Annotated in this window: 15 protein-coding genes and 1 riboswitch; of the genes, 6 read left to right on the top strand and 9 right to left on the bottom strand. The window is 61.1% G+C overall.

Annotation, left to right across the window (positions count from 1 at the left end; genetic code table 11):
* Positions 1–11: 11 nt before the first annotated feature.
* Positions 12–386 (bottom strand): hypothetical protein, encoded by a 375-nt coding sequence (locus tag IH881_05220; GenBank protein ID MCH7867076.1) that lies wholly within the window; start codon positions 384–386, stop codon positions 12–14.
* A 143-nt stretch (positions 387–529) separates the two neighbouring features.
* Positions 530–2251, bottom strand: a complete 1722-nt coding sequence (locus IH881_05215) for an acyl--CoA ligase (GenBank protein ID MCH7867075.1) — start codon at positions 2249–2251, stop codon at positions 530–532.
* A 349-nt stretch (positions 2252–2600) separates the two neighbouring features.
* On the opposite strand from IH881_05215, the gene IH881_05210 reads away from it, so the two are divergent.
* Both IH881_05210 and IH881_05205 read left to right on the top strand, forming a co-directional pair.
* Positions 2601–3836, top strand: coding sequence for a PilZ domain-containing protein (locus tag IH881_05210; GenBank protein MCH7867074.1), 1236 nt, complete (start codon positions 2601–2603; stop codon positions 3834–3836).
* Positions 3837–3900: 64 nt separating this feature from the next.
* The gene (locus IH881_05205) at positions 3901–5178 is read left to right on the top strand and encodes an EAL domain-containing protein (GenBank protein ID MCH7867073.1); all 1278 of its coding nucleotides are present in this window, start codon (positions 3901–3903) and stop codon (positions 5176–5178) included.
* A 58-nt stretch (positions 5179–5236) separates the two neighbouring features.
* On the opposite strand, the gene IH881_05200 is transcribed toward IH881_05205, so the two are convergent.
* The gene (locus IH881_05200; GenBank protein ID MCH7867072.1) at positions 5237–6196 is read right to left on the bottom strand and encodes a hypothetical protein; all 960 of its coding nucleotides are present in this window, start codon (positions 6194–6196) and stop codon (positions 5237–5239) included.
* Between the two features lie 263 nt (positions 6197–6459).
* Between IH881_05200 and IH881_05195 the strand changes: the two genes are divergently transcribed.
* On the top strand, positions 6460–7002 hold the full coding sequence (locus IH881_05195) for a phosphatase PAP2 family protein (protein MCH7867071.1): 543 nt from the start codon (positions 6460–6462) through the stop codon (positions 7000–7002).
* Between the two features lie 39 nt (positions 7003–7041).
* Here the strand turns inward: IH881_05195 and IH881_05190 are convergent, their stop codons facing one another.
* The 6 genes from IH881_05190 to IH881_05165 form a co-directional block, all read right to left on the bottom strand.
* Positions 7042–9627, bottom strand: coding sequence for a hypothetical protein (locus tag IH881_05190; GenBank protein ID MCH7867070.1), 2586 nt, complete (start codon positions 9625–9627; stop codon positions 7042–7044).
* A 221-nt stretch (positions 9628–9848) separates the two neighbouring features.
* Complete coding sequence (locus tag IH881_05185; GenBank protein MCH7867069.1) at positions 9849–11021, bottom strand: putative C-S lyase; 1173 nt, start codon at positions 11019–11021, stop codon at positions 9849–9851.
* Positions 11022–11094: 73 nt separating this feature from the next.
* Positions 11095–11535 carry an arsenate reductase ArsC gene (locus IH881_05180; GenBank protein ID MCH7867068.1) on the bottom strand — a complete coding sequence of 147 codons (441 nt, stop codon included), beginning with the start codon at positions 11533–11535 and terminating at the stop codon, positions 11095–11097.
* Between the two features lie 32 nt (positions 11536–11567).
* Positions 11568–13202, bottom strand: a complete 1635-nt coding sequence (locus IH881_05175; protein MCH7867067.1) for a hypothetical protein — start codon at positions 13200–13202, stop codon at positions 11568–11570.
* The gene (locus IH881_05170) at positions 13196–15217 is read right to left on the bottom strand and encodes a TonB-dependent receptor (GenBank protein MCH7867066.1); all 2022 of its coding nucleotides are present in this window, start codon (positions 15215–15217) and stop codon (positions 13196–13198) included. The genes IH881_05175 and IH881_05170 overlap by 7 nt, the downstream gene beginning before the upstream one ends.
* Positions 15218–15224: 7 nt before the next feature.
* The gene (locus IH881_05165) at positions 15225–16076 is read right to left on the bottom strand and encodes a PEP-CTERM sorting domain-containing protein (GenBank protein ID MCH7867065.1); all 852 of its coding nucleotides are present in this window, start codon (positions 16074–16076) and stop codon (positions 15225–15227) included.
* A 229-nt stretch (positions 16077–16305) separates the two neighbouring features.
* Positions 16306–16559: riboswitch (cobalamin riboswitch) on the bottom strand.
* A gap of 249 nt (positions 16560–16808) precedes the next feature.
* Between IH881_05165 and IH881_05160 the strand changes: the two genes are divergently transcribed.
* The 3 genes from IH881_05160 to IH881_05150 all read left to right on the top strand — a co-directional run bounded on the left by IH881_05160 (position 16809) and on the right by IH881_05150 (position 19222).
* On the top strand, positions 16809–17357 hold the full coding sequence (locus tag IH881_05160) for a PilZ domain-containing protein (protein MCH7867064.1): 549 nt from the start codon (positions 16809–16811) through the stop codon (positions 17355–17357).
* 159 nt (positions 17358–17516) lie between these two features.
* Positions 17517–18599 (top strand): GlxA family transcriptional regulator, encoded by a 1083-nt coding sequence (locus IH881_05155; protein MCH7867063.1) that lies wholly within the window; start codon positions 17517–17519, stop codon positions 18597–18599.
* Positions 18596–19222: a DJ-1/PfpI family protein gene (locus IH881_05150; GenBank protein ID MCH7867062.1), complete on the top strand. Its 627-nt coding sequence runs from the start codon at positions 18596–18598 to the stop codon at positions 19220–19222. The genes IH881_05155 and IH881_05150 overlap by 4 nt, the downstream gene beginning before the upstream one ends.
* The last annotated feature ends 11 nt before the right edge of the window (positions 19223–19233 follow it).

The raw sequence follows: 19233 nt of genomic DNA, 5'->3' as shown, positions 1-19233 counted from the left end.
GGGTGCCCCCGTCAGAAGAAGCCACCGATCGCGGCCATGGGGAGCAGCACGAGGTCCAGGGGAATGGTGACCAGGAAGAAGAGCGGCTTCATCGCCGGAACGATCGTCGAACTCGCCACGCCCTTGGTCAAACCAAAAATGAATCCGCTGTTGTATACGTCGTCGCGCATGTCGAGGGAGGAACTCGAACTCACGGGGGGTGAGTCGAGTTGCGACTCATAGGTTGCACCCATGCGCGTATCTGCCGCCGAAGCCGTGTCCGCACTACCGAGGCCCATGAAGAGTTGGAGTCCGAAGGCAAGCGTCACGATCAGGAGCAGGTTGCCCGCGCGTGGGAGATGCCCGGATTTCTGCGCTGACTTGTCGGGAAAAATCTTCCCCCTCATGTCGTAACCCTCCCGATGGAATTGTATTGAAATTTATTCGCCGGATCCTCTGGCCTCCGGAGTATGACGCAGATCGTCCCTGAGTTATTCACAGCACGGGTGATTCACTTTTGGGTGAGCTGGGGCTGTTTTCGCCTTCCGCTCTACTCCTCGATCAAGTCGTCGTCTGCTTCCCCGGTCAGCACCTTCTTCAGAACCTTGCCCGCAGCGTTTCGGGGCAGGGGCTCGCTGCGAACCTCCCAGAGGCTCGGAACCTTGAAGGGCGCGAGGATCTCTCCTGTCCAGACGGCGAGTGCATCGGTATCGAGCTCGCGAATGCCTGCCCTCGGGACCACGATGGCTTTGACTTCCTGGCCGAGTATTGCGTGATCCACGCCGATCACCGCAGATTCGGCGACATCGGGATGTGCGTCGATCCGGTGTTCGATCTCGACGGGATAGACGTTTTCGGCGGCGCGGAGAATCATGTCTCGCGCTCTTGCGTTGATGTAGAGGTAGCCGTCTTTCAGTTGGCCGATGTCTCCGGTGGCAAGCCATCGCCCGGGCCGCAAGGTCTCGGCGGTTGCCTCCGGATTGTTCCAGTATTCGAGCATCAGGTAGGGGCTGCGGAGATGGATCTCGCCGTAGACCCCTTCCGCGACGGCCTTGCCCTCCGCGTCCCGAATTTCGATTTGGTTGGTGATCGAGGCACGCCCGGTCGAGGTGGGGTGACTTGCGAGTTCGCTGCCCCCAATGGATGCAGCGAGCCCTCCCGATTCGCTCAGCCCATACCCCATGCCCAGGTTCTTTGCCGAGTTGGGAAACGCACGACACATCCTTTCCTGCAAAGCGGGGCTGGTCGGCGCGCCACCAAAGCCGATGTTCCGCATGCTCGATAGATCAAACTGGTCGAGGGTCGGATGCGATATCACCTGAGGTCCCATGCTGCCGAGCGCGCTCCAGATCGTGATTTTCTCCCGCTCGATCAGACGCAGCACATCTTCAGGATCGAAACGCCCGGAGCGATAAACCGTCTTGGCTCCCGCGGCCAACATCATGATGGCACCGGTGTAGAGACCCGAAAGATGAAACAGCGGTGCGGTGACGAGTGCGGCCGGAGCCGGGGCATCTCCGCTCGGGAGTTGGCCGAGTTTGCTCGCGACCAATATCCGCTCCAGGCTCAGGATTCCGTTCACTTGTACAAATCCCAGCAGCGCGCGGTGCGACACGACCACACCCTTGGGCCGTCCCGTGGTTCCACTGGTGAAGAGAATCAGCGCAGGGTCGTCTTCGACGATGGGGGTATTGGGCAAAATGGCTTCGCGTGCGAATTGTTCCAGCGCGCCGAAATCCGTTTCGATCTCGAGGATTGAAACGCCAAGGTCGGTCCCCGCGATTCGTTCGAGTCGTTTCCGATCGCCTACGAGCAACTTGCATCCCGTATGTTCGATGCCGAAACGGATTTCATCTGCGGTCCACCACCCGTTCAAGGCAGTGACGACGGCCCCGAGACTGGTCACTGCCCAGAAGGTGAAGACCCACTCGGGACAGTTTGCGGCGAGAATCGCGACCCGGTCTCCCTTTCCGATGCCGTGAGTTTTGGCCAGGCCTGCCGCGACCGATGCGACGATTCGCACGGTCGACCCATAGCTGATGCGGCGATCGCCGTGGACGATGTACTCCTTCTGGTCGTGCAGGGCCGATTGCGCCAGCAGTTCGCGCAGCGAGCCCAGCCGGTTCTTGAAGACCGCCATCCGTTCGCCCAGAACTTCTTCGTCGATCATTTCGAACGGCGCACCGGGGCCGGTGAGTTGTTGTCGGACCTCGGCTCGTATTTTCAATTCTGCTGGGCTGGTAGCGTCTGGGGCTTTCGTGTCAGCTGTCATTTCGAGAGATCTTTTTGGGTTGTTTGGTTTTGGCCGACCGGATCAGGTCGATTGCCGTCTGCTGTGCCCAGGAGCCTCGAAGTGACTCCGCGTCCAAATTGCGTGCGAGTTGCCGCCTGCTTGCCGTCGCCGGGTTCGCAATTCGCGTCCTGAGTCTACCCCGGGGTCCCCGCAACTCAAACCCGGCACTCTGCTGTTTTCCCTCTCGTTTTTGCCCCTGAAGTCGGTCGATCGCGGGTTTTGTTTTGGGGTCGTTTGGCCGATTAGGAAGTGTCGGGCCGCGCCATCTCCAATGGGCGGTATACGGAATCGGACCCGCTCAGGCGGAAAATCAGGAGTGGTTTGCGCAATGCTGGCGGTGGTCTTCGAAGATTTCGAAGGGTTCAAGAAGGAGTATCACGAGAACCTTACCAAGGGAGGTCTCTTCGTACCCACTCAAAATCCCCTCGAGCTTCGCACTCGAATCGCGGTCGGGATCGATCTCGCGTTTTGCCGCGAGGCCATCGTGCTCGAAGGCGAGGTCGTTCACTGCGTACCACCGGAACTGGCGACGGCCGGTGCCGTCCCAGGCGTGGCGGTCCAGTTCGATCAGACCGCGGCCGAATTGACGGAAATCTTCGAAAACCTGATCGGTCCGCTTTCCGATTCAGCGGAAGAACAGGAATCCGAACCCGATTCTTCTGCGACAGGGAGAAATCGGCGCGGCGCGGCGCGCGAAGTGGTGCGGGTAGGGGCACGAGTCTGCAACAGCCGAGGAGAGCAACTCCAAGGCATGACTCGAAACCTCAGCTCTTCCGGTTTGCTGTTTTCGGTGGAGGGAGATTCTCTGCCCATTGGCGAGCAGGTCGTCGTAACGCTCACGAACTCGAAGACCGGCGAAAGTCTCGATATTCCATCCGAGGTCAAGCGTCAAGTAAAGGACGAAGCCGGGGACGTACCGGCGCTGGGCATTCAATTCAGTCCGGACAAACAAAGTCAGGAAAAGACCAAGGCATTTTTGCGAAGGCTCCGGGATATGGACCACACCCGACGTCTCGGCGGGATCAGTGGTGAAATCGAGGAACTCGGCATGGCGGGTTTGCTGCAGTCCTTCGGAGTCTCTACCCATGAGGGGACCCTGACGGTGATCAACGGCAGCCAGGAGGGATACATCGCGTTTTCCCAGGGAGCTCTGGTCGCGACGCGGTCTGGGAAGGTCACGGGCAAGAAAGCGCTGGTTCGCCTGTTGCGCTGGACGACGGGCCAATTCGAATTTCACTCGCTCATCGACAACCAGATTGTGCGCGAGCCCCCGGAGCATCTGGAGGGTGCCATCCTTGACGCCCTGCGCGAAATCGACGAATCGCGACGGAATCTGGACGTTTGCTTCCCAGCGGATATCAGCTTTGAGCTGGCGCGGGACGCGATTACGAACATTGGGGCCGACCTGGGCAAAATTGAATGCGCGATCCTCGATCTCGTTCGGGTGGGTGCAAACGTGCGAAAATTGCTCGACGTCATTCCCGAAGCCGATGTGCGCATCCATAGGGCGATTTCGTGGTTGATCGAAAACGAGATTCTATTTCCGCGGACGCCGGAAAGTTGAAAGAAATCAGCCAAACCGCGATGGGCCCCTCAACGCAGTCGAGCAAACTGCCGATGTTCGCTGCATGACCAGTATCCCCAATCCGTTTCGCGAGTCTCAAGAGGACGAATCGGTACCGTCCCTGCCGAGCTGCAGCAGCATACTCGAGCGACTCGGTGAGAGATTTGACGCCTGTGGCTCTCTGGGCCTCGTCATTGTCGACGCTTCGTTTCTCGAGGTGATCGAGCGACGAAACGGAGATCAAGCCAGGCGATCCGCGTTGAAGGCCCTCGGGAATCTGGTGCAAAAGGTCACCGAGCGAACCCTCAAAGAGAGCGACCTCGTGATGAACGGCGAGGCGGGGCGAAACGAAATCTGGGTGGTGTTCCTGCGCGAAGGGGAAGACGCGGCGCTGGTTCGCCAGGAGATTCCGAACTTCGAAGTCGCACTCAAGCGTCTGATCGAGCAAAACGCGGGCAAGGCCTTCTATCCGCATCTGCGCCAGGCGCCGAGCGTGGCGATCGGTTCAGAGGTATGCCTGCGCAACCCCCGGTTCAGCACAGAGACCCAGATCATTCGAGCTGCCGAGCTGGCGCGCCGGGACTTGCAGCTCAGCTTGCAGGTGGAAGACCGCGAAAGACGGCGGCGATTTCGAGAGATGCTGTTCGAACGCCGCATCTACTCGGTCTACGAACCGATCGTCGAAGTCAACAATCGCGTCGTGTTCGGCTATGAGGCGCTGGTGCGCGGACCCGAAAAATCGGAATTCATGACGCCCTTGACTTTGTTCGGTGCCGCCGAACAGTACGACATGGTCTACGAACTCGACTGTCTATGCCGTTCGAGTGGACTCAGTGGAGCGATCGACTTCCCCGAAGGCACCAAGCTGTTCCTGAATATTCTTCCGACCGCTTTCCACGACCCCAACTTTCGCGCCGAGCGGTTGATCAAGACCCTCGAAAAATGTGAGCTCAGTCCTACCGACGTGGTGTTCGAGATTTCGGAGCAAGAGTCGATCGAGAACTTCAGCGTGTTCAAGGAGGCCCGAGACAATCTCCGGGCACTCGGATTCCAATTTGCGCTCGACGACATGGGATCGGGCTATGCGGGGCTCGAAGCCCTGCTCGAAATATCACCCGAGTACATCAAGATGGATCGCGCGTTCGTGACCGGTGTCGATGAAGATTCCGCGCGCCAGGATCTGCTCTCGACACTCCTCACCCTGGCGGAAAAGATGGGCTCCAAGGTGATCGGCGAAGGGCTCGATACCATCGAAGAGCTGGAGATGCTGGGGAAGCTCGGTATCCACTTCGGCCAGGGTTGGCTGTTTGGCCACGCGACGCCCTTGCGCGCGCGCGACTGAAAGATCGCACGCGAGCTTCCGCTTCCAGGAATTCCATGACCGCCCTCGCGAAGGCGCCTCAGCTCTGGGATTTCGATGAGATCAGGCGCAGGGCCGGGTCGAGGGATGCGAGCCCAGGGCTGTTGAATTGTGCAATCGGATCGTCCTGCTCGTCGGCGAACACGCTGCGAAAGAACGACGCCACCAGGGCACACAACGCAGGATGCATGCGCGTTTCCGAAAGCATGTCCACATAGGGACGGGTCTCCCGGGTCTGGAGCGGCCGCTTGTTTTTTTCGTGAAGACCGTGGAGCAAAGCGATGTTGTCACAGAAGTGAAAGTGATCGACACCCTCGATGCCCACCAATGCGCTGGGGCTCGCCATGCGCTCGAAGAGTGGCGCGATGCTCGTTTCGATGTCGACCAGCACGTCGCTGAGGCCCGCAATGAATAAAGTCGGAAGCGAAGGCGAGAATGGCAACTCGCCCGGGGTGAAGGCTTTGCGACCGACAAAGGGTTCGGATGCCGGCGCCAGCCCGCATACCGCGCAGATGCGAGAGTCGAGCGCCGGCAGCTTGAGGCTGGTCCAGCCACCATAGCTGTGGCCCAGGGCGCCTATGGCTTTGAAGTCGAGCGCCGGACAGCTTCCTCGGCTTGCGAGCATGGCGTCGGCGACGGCGAGCATGTCGCGCGGGCGGTTTTGACGCGCTTCAAAGTGGCGGCTCTTGCGTTGTTCTTCGCTGCGGATCTCGAGAGAATCAGAAAATGTATTTCCCACGTGGTCCGGGGCTGCGACGACAATGCCCCAACTTGCGAGATGGGTGGTGAGGAAGGTCGATTGGCGGCGAAAGCCGGAATTGCCGTGCGAGAAGAGCACCAGCGGAAAACATCCATCCGCGGGTGCAAGGCCCATCCGCGCTCGATGGGGAGCCTTCAGCGGGTGGTCCGCGGGTGTGTGCGTGGTTTCGTCATCACTGGGGCTCGCCGGGTACCAGACATCTACCGGAAGCATTCGATCGGCATCCGCCGGATCGGCCAACTTGAAACTCCACAATCCCACCGGGTAGGGGCCACGTTGCGAATGCGCGATCAAATCGGACGGCGCGATCGATTGCACTTTGCGGGACAGATTGGAAGACATTGAGAACAGGTGTAGGTCGATCGAGCGAAGTCGGCCACCCCGCATTCCCTCGCGGCAAAGTCTGTCCTGTGGCCTCACATCGCCGCACGGGTGCGCCGATGCCGAAACGGAACCGAGTGTCCTGTCAACCGATGTCACGCATGGAGATCGTCAGCTTAGAAATGCTGTCCCGGATGTTTTCTCTCCACGCACTGCTGATCTTCTCGTTGGTGTCCACCGACGTGCGGCCGGCCTGTGCGGACGCGGTCGAAACGGCCGGCGATGTTTTGCAGTTCGGCATTCCCGCGATTGCTCTGGGGATGACCGGGTACCGTCGCGATCTCCCGGGTGCCGGTTATCTGACCGCGTCGGCCCTGGTCACCGAAGCCTGGGTCTGGACGCTGAAGCTAACCGTCAAGGAAGAGCGTCCCTCTGGAGGGGGGCAGGGCTTTCCTTCGGGCCACGCCGCCACGGCTGCCTTTGGAGCGGGCTATATGCATCGACGCTACGGACTCCGCTATGCGATTCCCCTCTACCTCGGGACGGGGTTCGTCGCCTGGAGTCGCTACCACGCGCGCGCTCATCGTCCACTGGACCTGCTGGCCGGGATCGCCATTGGGCTTGGCACTTCGTTGGTGATCACGGAGCCGTGGAAGCGCGACATCGTGGTCGCTCCGCTGGCTCTGGACGGCGGGTTCGGCGCGCTCGTTGCCGTGCGGTTTTGAAGCCCGCAGTCCCGCCGTTCAATTCTCCGAGCGAGCATACTAGCGGGCGGTGAGTCGTCCTACGATGTGGAGGGGTTCGAGGGCGCCGGCATCCAGCTTTGCTTCGTCGAGGTTTGCGATCTGTTCGATGAAACGGCGGTCGCGATCGTCCGCGGGGTTGAAGTTAGGGCCGATTTCCGGGCTCACAAAGCGATCCACAAGATGCCCGAACGAGGCGAAGTCCTGGAAGACGAAGTGGGCGCGCAGATTCGCGAGCAAATCGGCTTGACCTGCCAGTCCGGCATCTTCGACCCAATAATTGGATTCGCTTTCCTGGGTAAATCGATTGAGTTTGTAGCGCTCGGGCATCAGCTGCCAGATGCGATCCCCCATCTCGCGCGCGGTTTGGCTGTTGGCGATTCCGACGCGCTCCGACACTGCGATCATCGCGCCGTCATTTGCGGCGAAGACGAGAGCTTCGATCAATGAGTCGAGGCGCTTGCTGCCGGACAGGGCGCCGTCGCTGATGATCGCGCCAAACTCGCTGACTTCGAGTGCTTGGCCGCGATCGGGCGAAAACGGAACCAGCTCCTGGTCGAGGCCCAGCTGGCTCGCCTTGCGCACGATCTCGGTGCCATGTCCCGGGTTTGATTCGGGGAAATAAATTCGGAAGCCCTCGTGACCGCCCCGGCGCAGACTCCGGGCGATTCGCAGTTCGAATTCGGGGTCGATCCCGCCGAGACTCAAGATGTGGGTCATCTCCCCCCGGTTTGCGTCCAGCAACGGATGCAAGCATCCGACAAAGTAGTCGTCGATTCCGTCGACCCCCAGCGGTGCGAGCTTCTTGGCGATCTGTTTGTCGCGCCACATATGGAAAATCGCAGGGGGCCCCTCGGAACTTCGTTTCGGCGTCAATGACGCCAAGGCGAGTTTCTGATCATCGCCTGCGCGGGAGTTCGAGGTTGCCGACAGCGTCTCCAGGTCAGTCGCGGGTTCAAAGCTGGTTGCTTCCGTCTCGGCATGCATCATGTCCGTGATGCCCTCCGTGACGTCCGTGCTGTCGCTCGTGATCTCGGCAGGTTCTGGTAGTGGCCCCAGGTCTCCGGTTGCGGCGTGATCACTTGTGTCTCGAAACTCGCGAATGTCTGATGGCGCGGTCGTGGCGTCGGACGTCCGGTTTGAGGAGGTCTCCGTTTCGACTCCTGTTCGCTCGTCGGTTCCAGAAAGCAGGGACTCAGCCTGATGGGATGCTGAAGCAGGTTTTCCGACGCCCGGGTCAGCCGCCGGCAGTACGGTTGCCGCCTTGCCGATCGAGGCCAGGGTTTCGCGCAAAGTCGCCAGCGTTGCCTCCCGCTCGGCACCACGGCTGCGCGCTCGGGCGAGAGCCTGTTGCTCGGTGGCGAGATCGTCGGTCAGCGAGTCGCGACTCATCTGTGTTCGGGTAAGCAATTCTCGCACTTCGGAAATTTCGCTGTCGCGTTTGTCGAGGCGCGTGCGCAGCAAATCGATTTCACTCGAACGATCTCTGAGGTTCTGTTCGAGCCTCGGCAGGGTCAAGTTCATCTGCGTCAATTCACTCGACTGCTGGCCGGATCGTTCCTGCTGAGCCGTGAGTTCGTTGTCGAGGGCAGAATTTTGCAACTCGACTCGCTGCAGTTTTTCGGTTGCGGCTGCGAGTTCGATCTTGCTGGTCTTCAACTCGGTGCGGCGGGCCTCGAGGGTTTCGCGCGCGATGGAAAGCGCCGCCTGCAGTTCTTCGTTCTCGCACGCCCGCGCCTGAGCCTGTATTTGATTCGTAGCCAAGGCCGCCCGCAGAGCGCTCGCCTCCGCTTCCCGGGCCGTGACGCGGTTGCGGGTATCGCCCATGGCTTCTTTGGTGCGTTGGGCGACTTTCTCCGCATCTGCTGCGATCTGCTGCGCTTTGAGGAGTTCCCGCCTCAGGTTGTTGCTCTCTTCGGTCAGGTTGCTGATGTTGATCGTTCGCGTCTCGAGATTGGCCTTCAGGCGCCGCAACTGGGTTCTTTCTTCGGCCTGGCTTTCGCATTCGAGCCGAAGTTCTTGCACGGTGTTGCGCAATGTCGTCCGTTCTTTCTGGATCTTCGCAAGCTCAGTGTCGCGTTCTGCCAACTGCTCCTCGAGAACTCGCCGGGCGGTGTGGGCCACGTGCAGGAGTCGTCGGAGCGACCCACTCTCTGCCGCCGCTGGACGCGCCGCCGCAAAGGGCTTCGGCTTGTCCGCCGCTCTGTTCGTCGCCTGGATGGGCGCCGGAACCGATGTCTCGCGGTAATGACGTTCCCGGCCGATGATCGAGGTTCGCACTTCGGCCACTTCGTGACTCAGTTCCTGGAGCCGCTCTTCGGTGTCGGTCTTGGCGCTTTGGGTCGAGGAAAGGTCGCGACTCAGGGTTTCAACTTGCTTGGCTCGGCGCTGGAGTTCTGCGCGCAAGCGATCGACGAGATCACTGTTCTCTCGCTCGATCGCAATCTGACCGTTTCGAGCCGCAACGCCTGCGATGGCGTTCGGGTCGGCGAGAGCCGAAAAGTTGGCGAGTTCGTCCTCGGCGCCGACGGTGTTGGCTTTGCGCAAGAGCGATTCATTGTCCGGACCCGTTGGGTCCGCGATGTGGGATGTGTCTGCACTGGTCATCGCAATGTCTCCCGGGCGAGGAGTTTTACGGCGCGGCGATGATCACGAGTGATCTCGTCTCCGCTCTAACTCTCGAACCACTGCGCAATCGGCAGCGGGGCGTTTCCTCTTGAGGATTGAAGAGCTGCGTTATGCATTGCGCGCAGAATGCGTGCAAATGAGAGACGGATAAGCGGGGTAAGGCCGGAGGCGGCCTCGGGGGTTTTGCGGACTCGAGGGGACTAGCGCGTCTGGGTTGCTTTCTCGACGCGTTCGAGAATCTCCGCCAGAATGCGGCGCGAAGTTGCGAAGTTGAGCCGAGTAAATTTCCCGAAACCCACGCCAAAGGTTCGCCCCTCGTTCAGCGCGAGTCTTTGATCCTTCAGGATGTGCGCTGTGGGCGAGCCCTCTACTTCGACCGCACTGCAGTCGAGCCACGCGAGATAGGTCGCTTCACTTGGATGGTGAATGATGTTGGGAAGACGCGTGGATACGAATTCCGCCACGAAGTCCCGGTTGGCCTGGAGATAGTCGCGGACACTGTCGAGCCAGTCGCTGGATTGCTGCCACGCGGCCATCGTTGCGTAGATGCCGAGCAGTCCCACACCACCTCGGAGATGACGGGGAATGCTGTGGTAGCGCTTCCGCAAACGCTCGCTGCCGAAGTGAGCAATGGCGCAACGCAGGCCGGGGATGTTGAAGGCCTTGGTGGCCGAGGCCAGCGTGATGGTGCGAGTAGCGATCTCCGCGGACAGCGATGCGATCGGGATGTGCTCGCGACCGTCAAAGACGAGATCGGCGTGGACCTCGTCGGCGACCACGACCAGATCGTGTTCGCAGGCGATCTGCGCCAGCTGTTCGAGTTCGTCGCGTCGGAACACGCGCCCGGTCGGATTGTGTGGGTTGCAGAGCAAGAGCACGCGGGTGCGGCTGTCGATGCTCGCCCGCAGTGCATCGAAATCGATCTCCCAACCGTTCGGGCCGACGACCAGGCGGTTTTCGATCAATTTACGCTTGGTGTCCGCAACCGCGCTGAGAAAGGGCGGGTAGATCGGTGTCTGCACGATGATCCCGTCTCCCGGATCCGATAGCACCTCGATGGCCACGTAGATTCCCTGCACGATATCGGTGATCACGTCGGCGTCCTTGGCTTCGGTCTGCCAACCAAAGCGGCTCGCCATTCGCTGGGAAAAGACTTCCGGCAGCCCGGTGTCACTCAGACCGATGGGGTAGCCGAGGTCACCGCGTTCGAGGGCGTTCGCGAGAATCTCGCGAATCGGATCGGCGAGGGGATAGTCCATCTCCGCAACCCACGCGGGCAGAACATCCGCTGGATAAGTGTTCCACTTCTCGCTAAGTCGAGACTTCAATACCTCGATGTCGAGGTCGTCTAGATTCAGTTCGAATTTGGACACGGGTCGTTCTCCGGTGGCGGTTTCATCCCAACCCAGCGGGTAAATGGGATCAGCGAGCGTAGTCGAGATCTGTTTAATCCGCCCGATGGGCGGAGTTTGCGAAGAAGTCTCGCAGGCGAGCCTGAATCGCGTCCCGGGTATCGCGGAATCGTCCCCTCGCGTCGTCCTCGGTTCCCCTCGCGCCGGCGGGATCTCTCAGGGGCCAATGCAGGATCTCGATATCGCCCGATAGGATCGGACAGACCTCTTCGTCACACAGCGTGATGACCGTCGCGATGCACTCGGTGGGAATCGCAGCGATCGCCTTCGAGTGGTGATGAGAAATGTCGATGTTGATTTCGGCGAGGACCTCGACGGCCAGGGGGTGAAGCTGGCCCGGGTCGGAGCCCGCGCTGTGTACGCCCACCGCTTCGGGCGCCATCGCGCGCGCGAGCCCCTCGGCGAGTTGACTGCGAGCGGAGTTTGCGACACACAGAAACAGCAAGTCCGTGCGCTCACTTTTTGTTGCTGTCATGGCGCAAGGCTCCACGCGAATTCGGACAGATTTCAAAACGAGTCAACGCGCAACGAGCATAACTGTCCGTCGGGTAGATCGACGGTATAGAAAAGGTCTGGGCCTGTGTAGTCGATACCCGGCTCTCCCGGTCGCACGCGAATTTGCGAGGGGCCGTGGTCGCCCGTCACGGTGTCGAATGGTTCGGTCAGGTTCTGGACCGTTCCGAGGGAAAAGCAGCTGCCCGGGAGTGGGATCTGGTCGCAACAAGTGTCGGTTCCCACTGCGGCTCCACAACTCATGATCGGGTCGAGGAGATTGACCTGGGTAATGGTTCCATCGCAGCGCTCCAGCACGTACGCCGACTCTCCTGCTTCGTTGATCGCCACGAACGTCCAGCCCTCACACAGGATCGGGTGGGGGCCGTCCTCGCGATCCGGAATTGTAAAGGGATTGTCGGCGTCGAAGATGCGGGCGTCTGGGAAATCGGGATCGCTGCCGTCCAGCCAGACGACGTCGCTCTGGAAGTAGAGCGTTTCGTCTTCGAAGACCCGCAGATCGATTGCGTAGAGGACCCGCAGGGTCCACGAGCCAATCATGCCGACGCGTTGGGCGGGATCGATCGTCAGACCATCGAAGCTCAGGCCAGCGTCGCCCATGGGAACGGTCGCGACGAGTCGCCGGGAGGCAGCGTCGATGACGTCTATGAACGATTCCGTCAGGATGTTGGCTTGACCGATGCCGGGGCCAACGGCCCCGCTGTTCGTGACGAATACGAGCTCGCGACCGATGCTTGTTGTGTAACGCGAGACACCCGTCGGATTGAACCCGGTCGTAAACAGCACGGGCGTGTCCACGTTCGGTTGAATCGCGGGGGGATCGGAACGGATATCGAAGTCGTAGACCAACACAGTTCCCGGGAAGTACCGGCCGAGAAAATTGTTCGGGAGATCGAGATTCGAGGTTGCCACGTACAAATGATCTGCTGCGAGGGACAAGCCGGCGGTGAAGGCGGTGAAAAAACTCGGAACGTCAGTGCGGCGGTCGCAACAGGGATGCTGGCCCACGGCGTCGCCGATCGAAGTCGTGACCGCTCCACCGGTCAAGTAGATGCAGGCCTTGGTGGTGATCGCCGTGCGCTCGTCCGAATCTGCGGGCAGATAGGGATAGTCCTCTCCGTAGTAGCTGCCGGATGCGCTGTCGGGGGGATTGGTTACGTCGAAGCTGGTGAGATCACCGTTCGGAGCGCGGAAGAACATCACCTGCTCGTAGCCGCTCGCCGCGACGAAGCCCAGCTGTTCGGAGACGCCGAGAGGTTCGCCAAGTACAGTGATCTCGCCGATCATATCCGAAGCGCACAGGCGTTGATCTTCGTCGCTGAATCCATCGTCGTCGCTGTCCGGGGGAATGATCCCCAACGTGCCCTGGGCGAGCAGTTCAGGCCGGTCGTCGTTCATGTCGAAGAAGAGGGCGGCTGGTGGGGCGTCCTGAACCGCGATCGCATGCCCAAGATCGCCCGGCAGCCAATCGAAGCCCGGCGGAAATTGTCCGACGATGGGGGCGCATTCGGTCGCCTTGATGATGCGGGTCGGTGCACTCCCTCCCGAGCCATCTCCTTCGCCGCACTTGCTTCCGAGCAGGGGAAGCCCGGCGATTGCAATCAGGAGCACGAGTTTGCGTTTCACCATTGCGCCTCCACGCCAACTCGCAGGTTGCGTCCCGGTTGTGGAAACGAAAGGCTGTCACGGATTGCGATGTTGCTGATGTTGTCGATCGCGGCGTGAGCCCACAAACGCCGAAGTTTCTGATCGCTTCGCTTCCCTTGAAGCAAGTGGCTCAGCTCGAACTCGAGTGATGCGTTCCACGAGGTTCGAGAGGGCAGCAAGTAATTCCCGCTCTCGGTAACAGAAATGGACCCTGTACGTTGCATCTCGCCGACGGCCTTTACGACGCCAGCACGTCCCAGCTCGATTCGCACATGGGTTTCGCGTTCGGCACGCCCGGGCAACCGAATGCCGTCGGGTCTCGTCCGCGCCCGCAATTCGGTGTGATTGGCCGAAAACGTGATATACGGCCCGAGTCCAACGCTGGACGAAATCTCGACTCCCTCTGTGTAACTGCGACCCGAGTTGATGGGTTGGACCTTGTAGGGACTCCTGCGCACCCAGATGATCGAGTCATCGATTTCCGAGCGAAACAGCGAGGTCGCGAGTCGGATGTTGTGAAGGAAGAAAAATGAATCAAGAACCAGCTCAAAGCCGAGGTCGTAGTTGGTGGCGCGTTCGGGCTCGAGATCGGGGTTGCCGCTAATCGAGCCGCGGTCGGGCAGGTACAGGTCCTGGAAGCTGGGGTTGCGATAGGAGCGGTTGACGTTGCCCTTGACGTGCAACCAGGGCCAGGGGGCAACGACAATTCCCAAGCTCGGGATCAGGCGGCTTCCCGATTGGTCGGTCCAATCGAGGCGCACGCCGGGTTCGATGCGGAGATGTCGTCCGAAGAATCGGACGTTGTCGCGCAGCACCCAGGCAACGCCAATGCGCTCGCGCAACCGGTCTCCGCTCGCCCGAGCGGCATCCCGAGTCAGGAGCAATTCGCTGTTGAAATGGTGATCGCCCCCCCACCCCCGAACAGTCCATTCCGGTCGCAGGGATAATGCAGTCGACATGTCGTCAAACTGATCATCGATCGGTGCCAATAGAGCGGGATTCGGGTCGTTGAATCTCGAGTTCTCGAAGCGATGGCTGAGCGAGGCCTGAATGCTCGCGCCCTCGAGACCCAGCTCGAATTCTTCCCATCGCAGCTGAGAGAGGCTGCGCAAGACACGTTGATGGGCAAGGCGCTGCTGCCCCGCAATGATGCTCGGGACTTCTCGATCGAGTCCCGGCTGCCCGCGATCGTTGTAGGAGAAGCTCTGTTGAGCGAGCAGGTAGCCCGCCGAGTCGAGATCGACTCCCAGGCTCAAATGACCGTTGTGTTGGGTGTGCTTGTTGTTGATGCGGGTCGCACTCGGGGTTGATGGGAGAATGATCTGGCCACTGGGAAGTCGAGTTTCGACGCGAGCAAACTCAAAATCTCCATCCGTTCTGAAACCGCTGTATCCGAATCCCAGATCTGCCACGCGGCCCGGCTGGGTGCGGTAGAAGGAGACGTCGTAGGTGTTGAAAGAACCCGCCTGGGCGCTGGCGAGTTGGGACGGAAAGTCGGGCCGCCGGGTTCGGAGTTCGACGACGCCGCCCATGGCACCGCTCCCGGCGCGCAGGGAACTCCCGCCTCGGGTGACAGACACACTTTCGAGCTGCGCCAGTGGAATGCTCGAGAGGTCTACGCCGCCGCCCATTCCATTATTGAGTGTCATGCCGTCGAGTTGCACCACGACCTGGGACGATGCAAAACCGCGAATGGAAATCTCGGCTCGCTCCCCCGGTCCGCCAAAGCGTCGCAGTTGCACGCCAACGGTTTGTGCCAACAGGTCCTCGAGGCGGCGCTGCTCGCCCTCGAAGCGTTGGAGATCGATCTCGCTGGAGAAAGAGGTGGCGTCCATGGGCAACGCTCCCATCTTGACCCCAACGACGATCATCTCCTCGATCGCCTCATCCTCCGGGTCCGTGACTTGTGCCGTCGCAATCTGCGGCAGCGCACTCGCCCCGAGTGCGAATGCGGCTCCGAGCAGGGCAGCCCAGTGAGGTTTGGCTCTGCGAATCATCGCCGGTCTATCTCGGTCGTCGTTGACTTGAAACGCTTCCGCGTTCGCGTCTGCGCGAGAGCCATGCGAGCCCGAGGGCTCCCGCGATCAAACCGGTCTCGGTCCCGGGTTCGGGTACGTTGATCGCACCGACTGCGTCGATGTCGAAGCCTCCCGTGATGAACGGAGTGGGAAAAGGGTCGTAGATCGGATTGCCCATGAAATCGCTCCGGGAACCGTTGCCCACGACATCCTCGATGCGCACGTACAGGATCGCATTGAGATCCACGTCGCCGCTGATCACCAGGGGGTGATTGCTGAGCTCGAACAGATCGAATTCCGTGCCGGTGCCCGCAAGACGATTGCCCCCGAGGTTGTCGTAGTCGTCGGGGTCGGTCTCTTCAAAGCTGGCCACTGCGGTCGTGCGCGAGGTGAGGGCGCCAAAGCGAGCGAAGTTGATGCCGTCGCTCGAGACTTCCACGAAGCCGAGTTCCATGAAGATCAGAGCGGGGTCACCAGAACTGATGCCATTCTCGAAGACCGCAAAATCGAAGTCGGGGCCGTCGTAGATCGGATCGGCGAACTTCACGGTGACCGACCCCGCATCGCCCAGGGATACGGCTTCGGTCGGGACGCCCGACGCGATGCCGAGGATGTCTGCGGGATCGCCATAGGTGACGTTCCCGGCTTCGGGTACATCGATGTTGATGGCACCGCGGATCAACTCGACGACCTCAGTCGCCCAGGCATTGATCTCCGCGATGGTGCATCCGGGCGCGGTGCAGTTCGCGGCACTCGCAACTTTGCTGATTGAATTCACGGCGAGGATCGCGCACACGAGCGCCGCGGCGGCCCGTGCGGGCCGTCTTCGTTCTTTCATGGATCGCATGGTTCCGGTTCCCTTCCCATCGTGCGTCGTCCCGGACGCAGGGTTGCCTCGACGGCAACGTCGAAACGACGGCGTTGCCGGATCGCAAGCGCTGCGGCGAAGTGCAGGACTGATGGACAGGGTTCAGGCGAAGCGCCGGGTCGGTAGACAAAATGTCGGACCGGTACCTCGCTCTACACTCCTGCTCCGAAGAGTCGTAAAGCACTTACCACGTTTCACCGTGGCATCCCGCATAGAGGGCCGGTCTTCTGGCTTCTGGATCACTCGATGATGCGGGCCTTCCCAGTCGTCTTTCATTCATTTGCCATTTGCGTTAAGCGCGCAATGCAAACAGGACCAGTGGCACAGATCCGCTCATCGTCCCCAGTTACAGCGACGGGCTCGCGCCGGACTTGCACCGGCTTCCCGCAGTTTCCCGGTGCAACATCGCAGTGATTCGCGAAGCACCGGGGAACCGCCTGCAAAAATTTCAACGCGCAAATCTTCGCAGGGCACCCTCTAGCTCTTGATCGAGGTCAACGATCGCCCATGCACACTGGCTTGGCAATATGAACGGCGCCACAAACCCAGTGCCGCGCGCGACTGGGCTCAGAGCCGCTTTAGCGCTCTGGCGGCACGACGGAGGCTCATGAGAGCTGGACGTTCAAGGCCGGCCACCGCGCGGACGATGTGTTCTCGAAGCCGCCAGTTTCCGTGGTTTCCCTCCTCCGACAGGAGATCGCCGTGCAGACCCAACATCATCCTCGCTACAAGAAGCGCATCCCGTGCGAATTCGAAGACGACCAGGGGCACCACCTCGGGATGGTGCTGAACGTCTCTCAGAGCGGCTTGTTCTTGAGTTCGCGGGTGACACCGCGGGTGGGGTCAAAGATCGTGCTGCATCTCTCACCTGGCAGTGGGCCGCGTTCCACCGACGTCGCCGCCCGGGTGGTGTGGAAGCGCAAGGTGCACCGCTCAGCCCAGGTGATGGGGGACGGAGGGTTTGGGCTCGAGATCGAGGGAGCGTGTGAGGGTTACGATCGCCTGATGCGGGATTTGGTGCCCGCGATGGCACATCAGGCGGCGAACGCGCAGGCCACTGCCGAAGAGGGTGGGGCGTGCGAGCCGACGCCAGCGACGTTTTGCGTGCGCGCAGCGCTCGCCGGGACACCCCGGACCCGAAGCCTGGAGATCCGCGCGGTCGACGACCAGGAGGCATGCGCTCGAGCGCTCGGCAGCCTGGGCGAGGGATGGCAAATCCTCGGTGTGGCTCCGGTAACTCCAAAGCCCTAGCGGAGCGACACCGTGTTGGCGGTGCAACGCCGCCCTGTCGGCGCAACATCCGCCCCATTCAGCCTGATTTACCCAGGAATTTCGGGCTTTTCGACAACTGGCAGAAAAAGAGGGCTATTGGTCATTGCTGACAGGCCATCCGGCTGGCAGTGTCGGGCCATGGGTTTTTGGCCTGACGACAGTTTCAAGCGAGACGCGAGCGACGGGCATCCGAAGCGCCCCAGGCGCATCGTCATGCTGGCCTATGACGACGCGCAGATCCTCGACATCACCGGTCCGCTGGAAGTCTTCTCTACCGCAGCGAGCGTGGGCGAGGCAGAGACCGGAGAGATCTCCGGTCCCGCATACTCGATCGAACTCGCAGCCCTGGCTTCCGGCCCCGTGCGTATGTCTTCCGGACTCGAGTTGGTGGCGCGCAGAAGTCTCGACGACGTGTGTAACGATGAAGCTGCCATCGACACCCTGATGGTGCCGGGGGGGACGGGAACCGAGCGCGCTGTTCAGAACCCGGCTCACATCGCCTGGATTCAAGCGTTGGCGCCCCGGGCGCGCAGGGTTGCTTCGGTTTGCTCGGGAACCTTCTTGCTCGCCCGGGCCGGGCTGCTCGAGGGGCGGCGTGTCACGACGCATTGGGCATCCTGTGATCTCCTGGAGAAGTTCTACCCGGGCCTGCGCGTCGATCCCGAGCCCATCTTCATCAAGGATGGCAACGTCTATACGTCGGCCGGTGTCACCGCGGGCATGGACCTCGCCCTCGCGCTGGTCGAAGAAGACTTTGGGCGCCAGACGGCGCTCCAAGTGGCGCGCACCCTGGTGATGTTCTTGAAGCGTCCGGGAGGCCAATCTCAGTTCAGCGCGCAGCTTTCGGCCCAGTTGGCGGAGCGAGACAGTTTGCGCGAAGTCCAGAGCTATATCGTCGAGCATCCGAACGCCGATCTCAGTGTCGAAAACCTCGCTGCGCGCAGTGCAATGAGCCCGCGCAACTTTGCACGAGTCTTCAGCGCCGAAGTCGGGAGCACTCCGGCTCGCTTCGTCGAAACGACCCGGGTGGAAGCCGCACGCACGCGACTCGAAGAAACTCGCGGCGGCGTCGAGGTCATTGCCGAAGCCTGTGGTTTCGGCAGCAGCGAAACCATGCGCCGAGCATTTCTGCGCAACTTGCACGTGGCACCCACGGAGTACCGCGACCGTTTCCGGAGCAATGCCACGGGCCAGACCGACCAGAAGGAGAAGACAGCATGACCGATTCGACGACGAGCGAGAGCAGCAAGACCATCGTAGTGGGCATCGTTCTCTATCCCGACGCCGAAGAACTGGATTGGGCGGGGCCCTACGAGGTGTTCAGCATGGCCGCGCTTGGCCAGGATCAAATGCAGGTGGTCACCATCGCGCAAAGCAAGGATCCCGTGCGCTGTTCCAAGGGGCTGCGGGTGCTTCCCGACCATTCCTTTGAGGACGCGCCCGCACTCGACGTCGTTGTGGTTCCGGGTGGGGCGGGCAGTCGCAGCGAAATGGAAAATCCAACGCTGCTTGCCTGGCTGCAAGAGATTGCTCCGGCCTGCAGCTGGGTGACCAGCGTATGCACGGGTTCGATGATCTTGACCAAGGCTGGCCTCACCAAGGGTTGCCAAATTACGACCCACTGGGGTTGTATCGAAGAACTGCGCAAGCACGCCGTCGACAGCGAAGTACTCGAACGCATCCGCTACGTGCGCGATGGTCGGCTGGTCACCTCGGCGGGAGTCTCGGCCGGGATCGACATGTCGCTCTGGGTGGTGGGACAGATGTTCAGCCCCGAGCACGCGCGCAACACCCAACGCATGATGGAGTACGACCCAGCACCGCCGTATTCTGCGGCGGTGTAGCTCTTGGTGTA

It is taken from the genome of Myxococcales bacterium (assembly GCA_022563535.1).
Classification (GTDB): Bacteria; Myxococcota_A; UBA9160; order UBA9160; family UBA4427; genus DUBZ01.
This window is presented reverse-complemented; position numbering and strand designations above follow the sequence as displayed.